This window comes from Mesorhizobium sp. 43Arga (assembly GCF_053714255.1).
Window position 1 is genome coordinate 597,867 of sequence record NZ_JBSKBO010000001.1, and the last position, 13,637, is coordinate 611,503.

At 63.2% G+C, this 13,637-nt stretch carries 15 protein-coding genes and 1 tRNA gene; 5 read left to right on the top strand and 11 right to left on the bottom strand.

Annotation, left to right across the window (positions count from 1 at the left end; translation table 11 throughout):
- The first annotated feature begins 33 nt into the window (after positions 1–33).
- On the top strand, positions 34–885 hold the full coding sequence (locus ACWGS8_RS02950; protein ID WP_454579522.1) for a YihY/virulence factor BrkB family protein: 852 nt from the start codon (positions 34–36) through the stop codon (positions 883–885).
- Between the two features lie 75 nt (positions 886–960).
- Here the strand turns inward: ACWGS8_RS02950 and ACWGS8_RS02955 are convergent, their stop codons facing one another.
- Positions 961–1,857 (bottom strand): DMT family transporter, encoded by an 897-nt coding sequence (locus ACWGS8_RS02955; protein WP_454579523.1) that lies wholly within the window; start codon positions 1,855–1,857, stop codon positions 961–963.
- A 153-nt stretch (positions 1,858–2,010) separates the two neighbouring features.
- Positions 2,011–2,886, bottom strand: a complete 876-nt coding sequence (gene gluQRS, locus ACWGS8_RS02960) for a tRNA glutamyl-Q(34) synthetase GluQRS (RefSeq protein WP_454579524.1) — start codon at positions 2,884–2,886, stop codon at positions 2,011–2,013.
- Positions 2,887–2,961: 75 nt separating this feature from the next.
- Between gluQRS and ACWGS8_RS02965 the strand changes: the two genes are divergently transcribed.
- Together ACWGS8_RS02965 and ACWGS8_RS02970 are read left to right on the top strand one after the other, a co-directional pair.
- Complete coding sequence (locus ACWGS8_RS02965) at positions 2,962–3,603, top strand: DNA-3-methyladenine glycosylase family protein (protein ID WP_454579525.1); 642 nt, start codon at positions 2,962–2,964, stop codon at positions 3,601–3,603.
- A 128-nt stretch (positions 3,604–3,731) separates the two neighbouring features.
- Complete coding sequence (locus tag ACWGS8_RS02970; RefSeq protein ID WP_010911702.1) at positions 3,732–4,289, top strand: HNH endonuclease; 558 nt, start codon at positions 3,732–3,734, stop codon at positions 4,287–4,289.
- A gap of 89 nt (positions 4,290–4,378) precedes the next feature.
- Here the strand turns inward: ACWGS8_RS02970 and ACWGS8_RS02975 are convergent, their stop codons facing one another.
- Both ACWGS8_RS02975 and ACWGS8_RS02980 read right to left on the bottom strand, forming a co-directional pair.
- Positions 4,379–4,897 carry a disulfide bond formation protein B gene (locus ACWGS8_RS02975; protein ID WP_454579526.1) on the bottom strand — a complete coding sequence of 173 codons (519 nt, stop codon included), beginning with the start codon at positions 4,895–4,897 and terminating at the stop codon, positions 4,379–4,381.
- A gap of 28 nt (positions 4,898–4,925) precedes the next feature.
- Positions 4,926–5,510: a YqaA family protein gene (locus tag ACWGS8_RS02980; RefSeq protein WP_454579527.1), complete on the bottom strand. Its 585-nt coding sequence runs from the start codon at positions 5,508–5,510 to the stop codon at positions 4,926–4,928.
- Between the two features lie 275 nt (positions 5,511–5,785).
- On the opposite strand from ACWGS8_RS02980, the gene ACWGS8_RS02985 reads away from it, so the two are divergent.
- Positions 5,786–5,870: transfer RNA gene (locus ACWGS8_RS02985), tRNA-Leu, on the top strand.
- 259 nt (positions 5,871–6,129) lie between these two features.
- Here the strand turns inward: ACWGS8_RS02985 and ACWGS8_RS02990 are convergent.
- The 3 genes from ACWGS8_RS02990 to ACWGS8_RS03000 are packed head-to-tail and all read right to left on the bottom strand — an operon-like array spanning position 6,130 to position 7,840.
- Positions 6,130–6,837 carry a cytochrome c biogenesis CcdA family protein gene (locus ACWGS8_RS02990; RefSeq protein ID WP_454579528.1) on the bottom strand — a complete coding sequence of 236 codons (708 nt, stop codon included), beginning with the start codon at positions 6,835–6,837 and terminating at the stop codon, positions 6,130–6,132.
- A 1-nt stretch (position 6,838) separates the two neighbouring features.
- Positions 6,839–7,228, bottom strand: a complete 390-nt coding sequence (locus ACWGS8_RS02995) for a thioredoxin family protein (RefSeq protein ID WP_454579529.1) — start codon at positions 7,226–7,228, stop codon at positions 6,839–6,841.
- Positions 7,229–7,840 (bottom strand): hypothetical protein, encoded by a 612-nt coding sequence (locus ACWGS8_RS03000; protein ID WP_454579530.1) that lies wholly within the window; start codon positions 7,838–7,840, stop codon positions 7,229–7,231.
- A 77-nt stretch (positions 7,841–7,917) separates the two neighbouring features.
- Between ACWGS8_RS03000 and ACWGS8_RS03005 the strand changes: the two genes are divergently transcribed.
- Entirely contained in the window at positions 7,918–8,361 is a 444-nt protein-coding gene (locus ACWGS8_RS03005; RefSeq protein WP_454579531.1) for a MerR family transcriptional regulator, read from the top strand.
- Positions 8,362–8,728: 367 nt separating this feature from the next.
- On the opposite strand, the gene ACWGS8_RS03010 is transcribed toward ACWGS8_RS03005, so the two are convergent.
- The 4 genes from ACWGS8_RS03010 to ACWGS8_RS03025 all read right to left on the bottom strand — a co-directional run bounded on the left by ACWGS8_RS03010 (position 8,729) and on the right by ACWGS8_RS03025 (position 13,528).
- Positions 8,729–9,901: a YVTN family beta-propeller repeat protein gene (locus ACWGS8_RS03010; RefSeq protein ID WP_454579532.1), complete on the bottom strand. Its 1,173-nt coding sequence runs from the start codon at positions 9,899–9,901 to the stop codon at positions 8,729–8,731.
- Entirely contained in the window at positions 9,898–10,731 is an 834-nt protein-coding gene (locus ACWGS8_RS03015) for a creatininase family protein (protein ID WP_454579533.1), read from the bottom strand. Before ACWGS8_RS03015 ends, ACWGS8_RS03010 begins: the two co-directional genes overlap by 4 nt.
- Before the next feature lie 116 nt (positions 10,732–10,847).
- A complete protein-coding gene (locus tag ACWGS8_RS03020) occupies positions 10,848–12,128 on the bottom strand; it encodes a GNAT family N-acetyltransferase (protein ID WP_454579534.1) in 1,281 nt (426 codons plus the stop codon).
- Complete coding sequence (locus tag ACWGS8_RS03025; RefSeq protein ID WP_454579535.1) at positions 12,128–13,528, bottom strand: lipopolysaccharide biosynthesis protein; 1,401 nt, start codon at positions 13,526–13,528, stop codon at positions 12,128–12,130. Before ACWGS8_RS03025 ends, ACWGS8_RS03020 begins: the two co-directional genes overlap by 1 nt.
- Between the last annotated feature and the right edge of the window lie 109 nt (positions 13,529–13,637).

A 13,637-nucleotide genomic window follows, 5' to 3' on the forward strand; every position in this document is an offset into this window, starting at 1 on the left:
CGGCGTCGAGACAATCGAAGGGAACGCGGGTTCTTGCTGCGGAATATCGTCGCTTTGCGCCGCGTGCTCTACGACGCGCTCGGCCATTTCAACACCGATGATGGCTGGGCGATGGCCAGCCATCTGGCGATCACCTCGCTGATGGCGCTGTTTCCGTTCCTGATCTTCGCCACGACGCTGGGCAGCTTCCTCGGCGCCCAGGCCTTTGCCGACACGGCCGTGCACCTGGTCTTCGACACCTGGCCGGATCAGATCGCCAAGCCGATCGCGCATGAGGTGCTGAACGTGCTGACCGTCCGGCGCACCGACCTGTTGACCTATGGCGTGCTGCTTGCCGCCTATTTCGCCTCGAACGGCATCGAGGCACTGCGCACCTCGCTCAACCGCGCCTATCGCGTCACCGAGACGCGCGGCATCATCTATCGCCGGGTGCAGAGCATCTTCTTCGTGCTGATCGCGACGGCCGGCTTCCTGGCGATCAGCGTGCTTCTGGTGTTCGCCCCCCTGCTGGCGCGGCTGGCGGAAGCGCATTTCGTGTGGATCAAACCCTATACCGGCACGATCACGCTGTGGCGCTACGTCATTGCCTCGGCCGTCATCATCGGCGGGCTGTTTGCCGTGCATTACTGGCTGCCGGCCGGCAAGCGCCGCTTCGTCTCGCTGGTGCCGGGCATCGTCTTCACACTGGCCGCATGGCTCATCGGCTCGACCATGTTCGCCACCTATCTCGACCATTTCTCGTCCTATGTGACGACCTATGCCGGTCTCGCCTCGATCATGATCGCGGTGGTTTTCCTCTACATCGTCTCGGCGATCTTCATCCTCGGCGGCGAGCTCAATGCCGCGATCAGCCGTTATCTGGAAGCGCGCGCCCGGGTCGGATGAGTTGGTGCCTATTGAGGAATGAAGGACTGGAGAACTGGAGAAACCGAGAATTGACCATATCCGGCACTGTGTTCCTCAATTCCTCAGCTCCGCAATTCTTTCCTTGGCCGGCCGCGCCGTTGCCAGGCCGACGCCGAAGGTGGTGATCGCCATGCCGACGATCTGCAGCGCGTTGAGTTGTTCGTCGAACAAGGCCCAGGCGATGATCGCCGTCACTGCCGGCACCAGGTAGAACAGCGAGGCGACTTTCGACATTTCGCCGTCGCGGATCATCACCATCAGCAGGAAGATGGCGCCGAGCGACAGCACCAGCACCAGCCAGGCCATGGCGAAGATCAGTTCGCCGTTGATGATGACGGTGTGTGTCTCGAAAGCGAGGGCGGCCAGGATCATGAGCGAGGCGCCGCCGACATATTGCCACATGGTCGCCGCCACGAGATCGCCGCCGGAAGCAAAGCGCTTCTGCCAGATGGTGCCGGCGCTCATGCCGAGCACCGAGATCAGCGAGGCGGTCAGCGTCGCCGCCGTCACGCCGCCGCCGAGCGCGCCAAGCTTTGGCCACAGCACGATGACGATGCCGACCAGTCCAATACCAAGGCCAAGCCAGTGGCGCGGCAGGATGGCTTCGCCCAGAAACTTGCCGGCAAGTACGGCGGTGATCAGTGGCTGCAGGCCGACGATCAGGGCAGAAAACCCAGCCGGCATGCCCCTGTGGATGGCCCAGAAGACGGCGCCGAGATAGACGCCATGCATCAGCACGCCGGCGCCGGTGGCGTGCAGCGCTTCCTTGCGGGTGGCGCGCTTCGAGCCCAGAACGGGCATCAGGGCTGCCAGCAGGATGGCCGCTATGACGAAACGGGCGGCGAGGAAGGTGAACGGCTCAGCCCACGGCATGGCGTAGCGCGCACCGATGAAGCCGGTCGCCCACAGGACGACGAAGGTGGCGGGGATGAACCGCTTGATGCTTTGCATTTTCCGGAGACCGCCACGCTGGTGAGAAACTGACCGTGGCGCTGCTCTAATCCCGTTCAACCCGGGGTGCAAAACGAAACGATTGATCCATGCATCATGGGAATTCAACCGGCACCGCGTGCGGCGCGTGTTTGCCAGAGCTCTTCGCCAGGCTCAGAGACCGACCATCCGCCTGATATCGTCGGGTGACGCGCCGGCCTCGCTCAGCTTGGCAAGGCCAGTGTCGCCAAGGCTCTTCGACAGTTTTCGCCCGTCCGGCCCGAGGATGAGCCGATGGTGGAAATAGGCCGGTTGCGGCAGCCCGAGCAATTCCTGCAGCAGGCGCTGCACGCCGGTGGCGGAAAACAGGTCCTGCCCACGCACGACATGGCTGACGCCTTGCAGGGCGTCGTCGACAATGACGGCGAGGTGGTAGCTGGTCGGGATGTCGCGGCGCGCCACGATCACGTCGCCCCAGTCCTGTGGGCGGGCCTCGACCGAGCGCGTCGCCGATAGCGACTCATCTGTGAATTCGGTCCATGCGAGGTCCCTGCCGGCACGCGCAACAGCCGCATCGACATTCAGCCGCCAGGCGAAGGGCTCGTTTTCAGCGATCCGTCGCCTGCGTTCCCTGACCGGCAGCACCTTGTCGGTCGGGGGATAGAGCGGCACGCCGTCGGGATCGCGCGGCCAGTCGCGTCCGCGCTTTTCGCTGTCGGTGATGAAGGCACGGATGTCGCCTCGGCTCATGAAGGCGGGATAGACGAGGTCCTCGCCGATCAGCCGGTCAAGCACCGCCCGATATTGCGCGAAATGCTCCGACTGGCGGCGCACCGGCTCCTCCCAGCCAAGGCCCAGCCATTTCAGCTCGGCAAGCACGCCGGCCTCGAATTGCGGCGTGCAGCGCGTGGTGTCGATATCCTCGATGCGCAGCAGCAGGCGGCCGTCATGGGCCTTTGCAAGCTTCTGGTTGAGCAGCGCCGAATAGGCGTGGCCGAGATGCAGTTCGCCGTTGGGGCTGGGCGCGAAGCGGAATGTCAGGAGCGTCATGTCTCGAGCGGCAATCGGGTTGTGCTGCGGTTTTGGCGGTTGCTACTTTGCTGCACATTGGCGGGCAAGGATACCATGCAACGAATCGCGACACTGGACGACATTGCCCGCGGGCTCGATGCGCTTTGCGTCATCGACCCGCGCCTGGAAAGGGTGCGCGGCATGGCCGGCGAAGTGCCGCTCAGGCTTTCGGAGCCGGGCTTCAGGAGCCTGGCCTCGATCATCGTCTCGCAGCAGGTGTCGCGGGCCAGCGCCGATGCGATCTTCGGCCGGCTGACGAAACTCGTCGATCCGCTGACGCCGCAGGCGATCCTGGCCGCCGGCGAGGACATGTTTCGCGAGGCCGGCCTGTCGCGGCCCAAGCAGCGCGGCCTGATCGCGGTCGCCCAGGCCGTGGCCGACGGGCTCGACCTCCATCACCTCTGTTCGCTCGACGCGACCGAGGCGATCACGACGATGACGGCGGTGCCTGGCATCGGTCCCTGGACGGCCGAAGTGTACCTTCTGTTCGCCGCCGGGCACCCCGATATTTTCCCCGCGCGCGATGTCGCGCTGCAGAGCGCGGTCGGCCATGCGCTCGGCATCGACCCGCGTCCGCCGGAGAAAACACTGATCGCATTGGCCGAATCATGGAGCCCGTGGCGAGGTGTCGCGTCGCGGCTTTTCTGGTCCTATTATCGTGAAACCAGGGGGCGGGACGCCGCGCCGCCATCCTGAATCCGCAAAAAAGCATAAAAATCGAGGGTTTTTGACGCTTTGAGCAAGCGACAATCCGCTTCACATCCCTGTCATGTCGGGCTTACAGTATCCGCGCCGATCGGTTCGAGAACGAGGAGGTAAACAAGGTGACGGTTGCCGTATCTCCGGATGGGCTTCCAGCGCTGGTGCTGAATGCGGATTACCGTCCGCTCAGCTACTACCCCTTGTCGCTCTGGTCCTGGCAGGACGCCATCAAGGCGGTGTTCCTCGACCGGGTGAACATCGTCGCCGAATACGAGCACGCGGTGTCCTCGCCGACCTTCTCGATGAAGCTGCCGAGCGTGGTCAGCCTGAAGGCCTATGTGAAGCCGTCCAGGCATCCGGCCTTCACCCGTTTCAACGTCTTCCTGCGCGACCGCTTCCAGTGCCAGTATTGCGGCACGCCTGACGACCTGACCTTCGACCACGTCATTCCCCGCCATCGCGGCGGTGCGACGACCTGGGAGAATGTTGTCGCCGCCTGCTCGCCCTGCAATCTGAGGAAGGGCGGCATGATGCCGGCGCATGCCAAGATGTGGCCGCTGCAGAAGCCCTATCAGCCGACCGTGCATGATTTGCACAATAATGGCCGCCTGTTCCCACCGAACCATCTGCATGAAAGCTGGATGGATTATCTGTACTGGGATGTCGAACTCGAACCGTAGAGTTCGGCAGAAATTCGCCATGCTGGCCGCCTGACGCAGCTTTCTGCGCTTCCTGCCGAATTTCTGGACGAACTCTGTGTCGCGCTGGTTTAGTCGCGGGCGAGCGCGCCGCGAAAGGCGACGGCGGCCAGGATAAGGCTGGCGATGGCGTTCCAGCCGGCCAGCGACAGGCCAAGGATGCGCAGTGCCGCCTTGTCGCAGGAGGGCGGCACGAATTTGTCGAGCGCGTCGAGCACGCCCTTGCCGCCGGTGTCGACCGGGCCGGCGCCCGCCGTGCAATCGGTCGGGCCGGCCCACCACTGCCATTCGACGCCGGAATGATAGACGCCGAGATAGAGGCCGTAGAGCATCAGGAGGCCGCCAATGCCAAGCAGGCCGCGCGTCAGCCAGGCCGGCGCCCGCAGCATCGAGGCAATCACCGCCAGCACCATCAGCGGCGCGCCGATATAGTAGGGGGTGCGCTGCTCCAGGCAGAGATGGCAAGGGATATAGCCGCCAATGTACTGGAAGCCGAGCGCCGAGCCTACGGTCGCGGCCATGGCGACGGCGAGAAACAAAGCGGCCCGCGTCCGCTGGCGTCCGGTGTCGGCATTCATGGTCGCTGTCATGGTCTTTCGTCCGTTGTGTCCGGCTCGCTCAGAGTGCGTATTTGACGACGATATAGAGCAAAATCAGGGCGGCGGCCGCGGCGCCGGCGATAAGCCCGAGGCGCTTTTCGATGAATTCGCGGATCGATTCGCCATAGCGGCGCAGCAGCCACGCCAAGAGCAGGAAGCGCGCGCCGCGGGCGACGATGGCCGAGATGATGAAGATCAGCAAATTGACGTGCAGGGCGCCGGCAAGGATGGTGACGACCTTGATCGGCGGCAGGTGCGCGAGACCGGAAGTAACGAGCAGCACCAGCATCAGGCCGATGCCAGAATTCTGCCAGCGCTCGAAGGTCGACAGGCCGCCGAAATGCTCGAGGATCGGACGGGCGATGGTGTCGTAGGCGAAATAGCCGATCATCCAGCCGGCGATGCCGCCCAGCACCGAGGCGGCCGTCGCGGTCAGCGCATAGCGGTAGGCGCGGTCGGGGCGGGCCAACGCCATCGGCAGATAGAGCACATCGGCCGGCACGAAGAAGAACGAGCTTTCAATGAAGGCGATGATGGCAAGCCACCATTCCGCGGATTTCCTGGCCGCCAGCGACAAGGTCCAGTCGTAAAGTCCGCGAAGCATCGGCACTCCTATGCGTGTCGCCCAAACGGTGCGCAGCGGTTTCGGGGCAATGGCATGCACAAAACAAAGACCCAAAGCGCGCCATCCATCCACTGGGACGCGCCTCGCTTTGATGCGCAGCCTGTCTAGAAAGATTTTCCGCGCTGCACAATGGCAGCACAGTCACGAAATCAAAAGGCGAAGATTGGTCGCATCTCGGTGATCCCGAGATTTGGCCAGTTGACGAACACGCCTCCGACCGTATAGTCCGCGCCCATCCAGGCCGCCCGGCCTGAGCCCCTATGGCGGAATTGGTAGACGCGCTCGACTCAAAATCGAGTTCCGCAAGGAGTGCTGGTTCGATCCCGGCTAGGGGCACCATTTCGGTGTTTGGAAGTCAAAAAATCCAACAGGTTCAACGGTTTGTCGTTCCTCCGAGGTACATCGGGAGGAACAGAAATGGGCACGGTGTCAGAGAAGTATCTTCAACGCAGGCGGAGCAAGAAGACCGGCAGCACGTCCTACCGCTACAGGCGCGCTGTTGACCCCAAGTTGAAGGTCGTCCTCGACAAGGGGGAGATCGTGGTGCCGCCGGGGAAGACCCTTGCCGGAGCCATGAAGGAGTTTGCCGTCGAACTTGTCACAGGCGCGTGGTGTTGGCCACCAGCCAATCGGGCAGTGCCTGTTCAAGACCGATTTGGATGGTGCGGTCGAAGCCAGTGAGCGTCATGACGCCGGCCGCGACGAGCAGGGCACCGAGGGCCATTTTGATCCCGCTGGACGCACTGAGCATTCGACCGCGCCAGCGTGGCAGCGCTTCGCGAGACATCATCGCCAGAACCAGCAGTGGCAATGACGTGCCTACGCCGAAGGCCAGCATAGTGAGAATGACCGAGCCAAGGTTCTCGCCGCGCGCCGCCATGATGGAGGCTGCCCCGAGTGTTGGTCCTACGCAGGGCGTCCACACTGCGCCGAGCAGCAGCCCGACGCCGAATTGACCTGACATGCCCGAGGTTGAGAACCCGCCAAAGCGGCTCTGCGTCCAGTTGCTGACGGGGCCTGCCGCTGTCGCGAACTGGGTTTGGAAGCGAGGCACGAGAAGCACAGCACCGACAAAGATCAGCAGCACGGCGGCAGCCATCCGAAAGACGGTCATGTCGAGGCCGATCGAGAAGCCGACTGTAGCGACGAAGACACCTATCGACGTGAAGGAGACCGCCACGCCGGCCGCTAGCGCCAATGGGGCCAACCGATGTTCAGCCACGGCGCCGGTTAGAACGACGGGGATTAGAGGAAGCACACAGGGTGAGAGGATCGAAAGAACACCGGCCAGCAGGGCGAGCAGCATGTTACAGCGCCTTGCGCAACAACGCCTCGATCGTCACTGGGTCCGTTTGCCCGGTTTGCCGGTCGACCTCCTTTCCGCCCTTGTAGACGATCATCGTGCTTTGCATCTGAACACGGTATCGAGCCAGGATTTCCTTTTGCGTGTCGAAGTCGACATCGAACTTCTTCATGGTCTTGAACCCCGGTGACGCCAGTAGGGCCGCCACTATCGGCTTTTGCGCCTGACACACCTCGCACCACGGCGCAGTCACGTGGATCAGGATCGGGCCACCAGCCTTGAGCGCCGCGTCGAAACCCGGAATGGTCTCGTCGCCGTTGTGGCCGAGCGCCGGGCCGACAGCAGCAGCTATCCCGGCCACCGCCGAGATGATCAGAAAGTGACGACGTTGCATTTATGCGGTCTCCTTGATGTTCGAGGCGGCGAGTTCAGGGGCAAAATGGCCGAACAAGATGTCCGCCGCTTCGCTGGCCTCGGGGGGCGCGGTGATGGTGAGGATCGCTTCGCGGGAGTTCGTCTTGAGATCGAAGGCAAGGAACGCACAGCAGGCTTGTTCCTTGCGCTTTAAATCCGTGACCTCTTCGAGTGCTTCCCGTCCATAGATGAGCTTGAGTGACAGGGGCGTGCGCTCGGCGTGGTGTAGGGACCGATGGGCCAACGCGCGAATGCTGTCGACGCGCTCCTTGAAATCAGAGGCACCAAGGGTGCAGGCGATAGTCAGCGCGTCATTCTGGACCGCTGCGGAGGCACACGATGGGCCGCAGTCACACTCGTCTTGCGCCATCAGTGACCGGAACGTGGTGGCAGGCGCGGCTCCGCGGCGTGAGAGCAAATAGACGCCACCGACCGGCACCGCGAGCGCGAGCAGGCCAACACCCCAAGTGCAGGCGGCCCCGGCAATGGCTGCAAAGGTTGTCCCAGCCAGTGCTGTCGGGATCACAGCGACGGCGCAGCAGGCCGTACAAGCGGCGGCGGCTGCACCCGCCCATTTGAACGTCTTCATCATCAAAACGGCCTCTTCAGTTTCTCACTTTGCAAAGGCGTACTCCTTCAAGTAACTTGAGGTTCAAGGAGAATTCTTCGATGAACCTTCACATCCGCGTGTTCACCATCGGAAGCCTCGCCAAGGCTGCCGGGGTCTCGACGCCAACGATCCGCTACTACGAAGAGATTGGGTTGTTGCCACCGGCTCACCGGACGGCAGGAGGTCAGCGCACCTACGACGATGACGACTTGGGACGGCTGACGTTCATCAAGCAGTGCCGAGATTTCGGGTTCGGCATCGACCAAGTCCGCGTGTTGCTGGACCTGTCCATCAGCACCGACCGGGATTGCGCGGAGACCCGTGACATAGCGCAGCTCCACCTCAACGAGGTGAGAGCGAAGCTCGCCGAGCTTCGCCTTCTCGAACAGCGGTTGGAAGGCTTTGTGACCCGCTGCAACGTCGCCTGCGCTGGTGGGCCTGGGCAAGACTGCGTGATCTTCAAAGACATGGCGGCACCGGCCAAGCGCGGCTGTTGCGGCTGACGACCCCACTAGGTGAAACGAACCCTTGGGCGCCCTTCGTTTGCTCTCGGGTGAGTTTAGGAGATCGATCGGATAGCGCGATCCCTGGACCATCCTCGACCCTAACCGTCGAAATGTTTGGCCATGGGACCTCCTACGGCATCCTATTTGGGGCGTGGCGACGAGTGCAAGCCGAGCAGAGCCACGCGCCCACCGAGCAGTTCTCTTGGGTGTAGTCGTCGAGGTACATGGGCATTCATCATCTCATGAGGGCGGCAGAGCCTAAGAGACTGCTTGGGTTGGATTTTTCAGCGTTTTTCTGCCGAGTTCGATTTGGTGTAAATACCCCGGCTAGGGGCACCATTCCGCTTTATCGAGCCGTTGACGCTCAGCGCATATTGCCGGTATGGCCCTGCGAGTATCTGCCGGGCTGCGGCCAGACCGTCAGGCCATGAGGCTCGACGCCGACCCGGATTTTCGTCACGGCGCCGGAATTCGTATCGATCATGTAGACCTCGCTGTCGAAGCGGCCGGACAGCCACAATTGCCTGCCGTCGGCGCTGACATTGCCCATGTCGGGGCTGCCGCCGCCGGGGATCGGCCATTGCGCGATAACCGAACGGGTGGCGAAGTCGATGACGGTCACGCTGCCCGGCCCCTGTGCGCGGCCTTGCTCCATCTTGTGCGAACCACGGTTTGAAACGTAGAGTTTTGTCCCGTCGCGGCTCACGACAAAGCCGTGCGTTCCGATGCCGGTGGCGATGAAGCCGATCTCGGAAAAGCTGTCTCCGTCGATCAGGAACACGCCATCGTTCATCATGTCGGCGACATAGAAGACCTTGCCGTCGGGCGAGAGCCGGATGTCCTGCGGCATGCCCATCTTGGACAGAGCGAGGTGGCCGAGCACCTTCTGGTTTTTCAGGTCCACCTTCAACAGTCCGCCATCGCCGTATTCGCAGGTGAATATGGCGTAGGCATTGTCGGCGGAAAAATCGGCGTGGTTGATGCCGGGGCAGGTCGGCGTCGGTATCGTCGATTTCAGCGCCATGGTCTGCGGATCGCGCAGATCAAGCCGCTGATAGGCCTCATCGACGATGACGGCCGAACTTCCATCCGGCATGAAATACATGTTGTAGGGGTCATCGACCGGAATTTCGTGACCCGGCCTGGCGGTCTTGGGGTCGATTGGCGTCACGCTGCCCTTGCTGGTGCCGCTGGCGTTGTTGGCGACCCAGAGCGTCCTCAGATCCCAGGCCGGAACGACGTGCTGTGGCTTGCGTCCGACAGGGAACCTGTCGACCTCCTTGAGCGTCGCGGGATCGATGACCGATACGCTGTCGGAGGAGCGGTTGGGGACATAGACACGCGGCAGTGCACCTATCGTGGTCGGGCTCAAGTGATCGGAGGTTGTCTGGTCGTAGATATTGACCGGAGAGCCGGCAGGCGGCGGCTCGCTGCAATCCTCATGGCATGAACCAGCTGAAGCCGATGCCGGCAACAGGGCAAGCAGCAACACGAGCAGCGCGCGGAAGCTCGTGAACCGTGGATATGGCCTGATCATTTGGGCTGCTGTCTTGCGAATTCGCGGATCGCTTCGGTCGTTCCGCTGACGATCAGGTCGACGCCGAGTTGACCGAACTCGGCCGACGATCGTGCAGGGTCGCCGCCATAGACGCCGTCGCCGGCATCGAGCTTAGGAGCTGCCGCGAGGCGATCCTTGCGCACCATGGAAGGGTCGATGGCGAGCATCAGCGATGTGTCGGCCAATCCAGCGTGCGTTCCGATCTCGGATTGCCTCGCACCGGCCGACAGGAGCTTGTCGACATAGGCGCCCTGGGTGATCTGATAGTATTGCAGCGCCGCAAAGACCCGCACCGGGCCTTTGCTCCATTCGGCATTCAGACGATCGGCCACATGGCGCTCGTCGGCTTGATAACCGCCATGGTCGCCGATCAGCACGATGGTCTTGAAGCCGTGCAGCTTGAAGCTGCGCGCCGCGGATTCGAGCAATTGCTCGAATGTCTTGTCGCTGATGGTAATCGTTCCGGGAAACCGCATATGGGCGCTCGGCGGGTCGATGGTTCCTTCCGGAACATAGGAGATCACCGGGGCGACCAAGGCGTTGCCGAGTTGACCGGCAATCTTCTCGGCCAGGAACTTGACCCGCACATTGTGCTTGCCCAAGGCCATGGCCGGACCGCTTTGTTCGGTGCCGCCTATCGGGACGATGATCGTCGTCGCCCCGGCGTTGATCCGATCGCGCAGTTCGGTCCAGGTCTGGTCTTCGAGGAAAACCGACGCATTGGCCGCGTTGGCGGCCGACGCAAGGCCCGACAGAAACCTAAGGCCGACGACGATGCCCGCGAGCGTGAAACCGTGCCGTGCGATCATTCCAGCCTCTGGGCGATGCGTTGCACTGGGCCGGATGTCCGCCGATTTCCTGCAATTTGTTTGGGGGCAGAGGTCTCGGCGTGGCGCCGGCGGCAGCGAAAATTCGGGATCATGGGCTACCGTCGTCTCAGCAGGCTCTTCATGCGGTTGCGCAGCAGGCGGGCCATGTTGCGGGTCTCGCGGTAGAGATGCAGCTGCGAGGCGGCCTGGCGGGCGAGGCGGTCGGCGTCCGGCGTCAGCCCGATCACCAGCGTGCCGATCGGCTTGCGCTCGGCCCACAGCCGGCTCATCACCGGATGATCCGGCACCGCGCAGGAATCGGTCATCATGATGTTTGGATCGTCGAGATGCTGCCGGGTGACCTCGATCATCAGCAGCGTGCCGGGCGAATAGGCGGCCAAGGTCTCGTCATAGGCGGTCTTCCAGGTATAGGCGACGCCGGCCTCGACGAAGACGATCAGGCAAGCGATGGTGCGGCCGTCGAGCGTCAGCGAATGGATGCGGCACATGTCCTGCTCGGCGAGCCGGTGCACGGCCTCGCGGGCAAAGGCGGCGCGGAAGCGGTCGATCGCCATGGCGGTGCGCTCGCGGCCCTTCCAGCCGGACGCTTCCAGCGTCAGGAAACTTTCGATGGCGTGGCGGATCTCCTCGGGGCCGCGCGCCACCACGTGCTCCAGCCTGCCGAGGTCGGCAAGGCGCCGTTTCAGGCGGCGGAACTCGCGATAATGGTGCGAACGCAGCGATGCCTTCAGATAGTCATCGCCGTCGAGCTCGCTGTCCAGCACGGGACGCGGGGTCTGGCCGGTGGTGACCAGCGTCAGGCCGCGCGTCTCGGCCACTGTGTCGAGCAGGCTCGCCACCGGACCGTCGAGCCTGATGTCGGGCAGCACGAAGACTTTTGGCAGCTTGAGATGCGGGCGCGACAGCATCGAGAAGAAATCCTCGACGACGCCGACCGGATCGTCGCGGTCGATCAGCGGCGTGCCGAGCGGACCGAAAGGGCTCGACCAGGTGCGCATCACCGGAACGCCGAGCGGCACCACCGGGCGTTCCACCGAGATCGGCACCAGCAGCCGCAGCCGGTTGCGGTATTCGTCGCCGTCGCGGATCACCGCCAGCCGCACCTCGCGATCCTCCAGCCGGGGCATGGCCGGCGCCAGGAAGCGCGGGTTGAAGAAGACGTTCGGCTCGACCGTGCGGGCGCACAGATAATCCAGTTCCTCGACAAGGTCGAAGCCGGCGGACGCCGGGTAGATGGCAAGCTTGCGCTCCGGACGGTTATTGGCGAGGATTTCGATATGGGCGGGATCGGGATCGCGCGCCAGCCCGGCAAGGCCGGACACCATGGCGCCGGCGGTGCCGCCGCTGGTTTCCTCGAGCAACGGGATGGCGGCCATCAGGCGGCTCCTTTGGCAGGCACGAAGATCGCCATGACGATGCCAAGCTTGCGCCAGACCGTGAAGGACAGCGCGCTGGCCTCGAAGATCATGGCGAAGGCGGTGGCCATCGCGGCGCCCCACAGGCCGAAATGCGGGATCAGCACCACGTTGAGGCCGATGTTGAAGGCCAGTGTCATGGCATAGACGGCGGCGCAGATGTTCTGGTTGCCGCTCATGGTGAGCAGGCTTTCGCAGGGACCGACAGCGGCGCGCGCCACGACGCCGAAGACGAGCAGGAACAGCAGCGGATAGCCTGACGTGAATTCGGGGCCGAACAGCACCAGCATGGGTTTGCCCAGCGCCAGCACCAGCAGCGCCATCAGCAGCGAAGGCCAGAAGGTCCACGACACCGTCTCGCGGGCAAAGGCGGCAAGCTTCTCCGGCTCGCCATGGGTGAACTGCGCATAGCGCTGGGCGACACCGGCCTTGACGGCGAAATAGACGAAATGCACCAGCGCCAGCGTCTTGACCGTGGCGAAATAGACGGCCACGTCGTTGGGATCCATATAGGCGCCGACCATCAGCACATCGGCATTGGTGAGCAGGAAAAAGAAGCTTTCGACCAGGAAGATCGGCAGCGAGACGATGAACCATTGGGCGAAATGCACCTTCATCGGCCCGGCCGGGATCCGCCTTTCCATGCGGTGCGTGACGCCGACCAGCTGCGCGAGCGTGGTGACATAGGTGGCGGCGATTGAGGCGAAGATCGCCGTCCTGGCATCGGCCGCGTAGCCGGCGAGAAGCATCATCGCCATGAACAGCAGGATCAGCACCGGTCGTATCAGATAGGTCGGCGATAGGGCGAAAAGCGCCCAGCTGTTCGCCCTGGCCTGGCCCTGCAACAGATCCGACAGCGCGATCATCGGCAGGCAGATGACGCCGAGTATGAACGGGATCACGTAGTAGTTTTCGATCCACGGCGCCGACAGCCACACACCGAGCGCGCCGAGCCCGGCGATGATGGTGGAGGCGATCAGCACGAACAGGCGGCTGGCCACGACGATGCCGCGCAGTTCATCCATCAGGCCGCGCTCGCGGTATTCGGGGATGAAGCGGATGACCGAGGTGTGGAAGCCGAGGCAGGCGAGGTTGCCGACGATGACCATCGTCACCCAGACCAGCACGAAGATGCCGTATTCGAACGAGCCCATCCAGCGCGCCATCAGCACCTGGCTGATGAAGGCGATGACGGCGCTGACGATACGGATGGAGAAGGCGATGACCGACATGCGGCCGGCTTCGCCACGCTCATCGGCGGTGAACAGAACGGCGTCGATACGGCCAAGCAACGGCTCGACGCGCAGCGCCAAACGCTGCGGCAAGAACCGCCCGGCAGTCGTGGCCGCGGAAAAGCGCACCCCGATCTCTCTCCGTTTTCCGCCTCTTTTTCAGGCGTTGGTGTAGCGGAGACACATTAAGAAACGGTTGGGTGAGCCTCCTTCGCCCCCGTGAACGGGGAGAAGGTAA

Coding starts and splice junctions, on each gene's coding strand:
- ACWGS8_RS02955 (WP_454579523.1), bottom strand. CDS start 1,857: ATGCAAAGCATCAAGCGGTTCATCCCCGCCACCTTCGTCGTCCTGTGG.
- gluQRS (WP_454579524.1), bottom strand. CDS start 2,886: ATGACGCTCCTGACATTCCGCTTCGCGCCCAGCCCCAACGGCGAACTG.
- ACWGS8_RS02965 (WP_454579525.1), top strand. CDS start 2,962: ATGCAACGAATCGCGACACTGGACGACATTGCCCGCGGGCTCGATGCG.
- ACWGS8_RS02975 (WP_454579526.1), bottom strand. CDS start 4,897: ATGACAGCGACCATGAATGCCGACACCGGACGCCAGCGGACGCGGGCC.
- ACWGS8_RS02980 (WP_454579527.1), bottom strand. CDS start 5,510: ATGCTTCGCGGACTTTACGACTGGACCTTGTCGCTGGCGGCCAGGAAA.
- ACWGS8_RS02990 (WP_454579528.1), bottom strand. CDS start 6,837: ATGCTGCTCGCCCTGCTGGCCGGTGTTCTTTCGATCCTCTCACCCTGT.
- ACWGS8_RS02995 (WP_454579529.1), bottom strand. CDS start 7,228: ATGCAACGTCGTCACTTTCTGATCATCTCGGCGGTGGCCGGGATAGCT.
- ACWGS8_RS03000 (WP_454579530.1), bottom strand. CDS start 7,840: ATGATGAAGACGTTCAAATGGGCGGGTGCAGCCGCCGCCGCTTGTACG.
- ACWGS8_RS03005 (WP_454579531.1), top strand. CDS start 7,918: ATGAACCTTCACATCCGCGTGTTCACCATCGGAAGCCTCGCCAAGGCT.
- ACWGS8_RS03010 (WP_454579532.1), bottom strand. CDS start 9,901: ATGATCAGGCCATATCCACGGTTCACGAGCTTCCGCGCGCTGCTCGTG.
- ACWGS8_RS03015 (WP_454579533.1), bottom strand. CDS start 10,731: ATGATCGCACGGCACGGTTTCACGCTCGCGGGCATCGTCGTCGGCCTT.
- ACWGS8_RS03020 (WP_454579534.1), bottom strand. CDS start 12,128: ATGGCCGCCATCCCGTTGCTCGAGGAAACCAGCGGCGGCACCGCCGGC.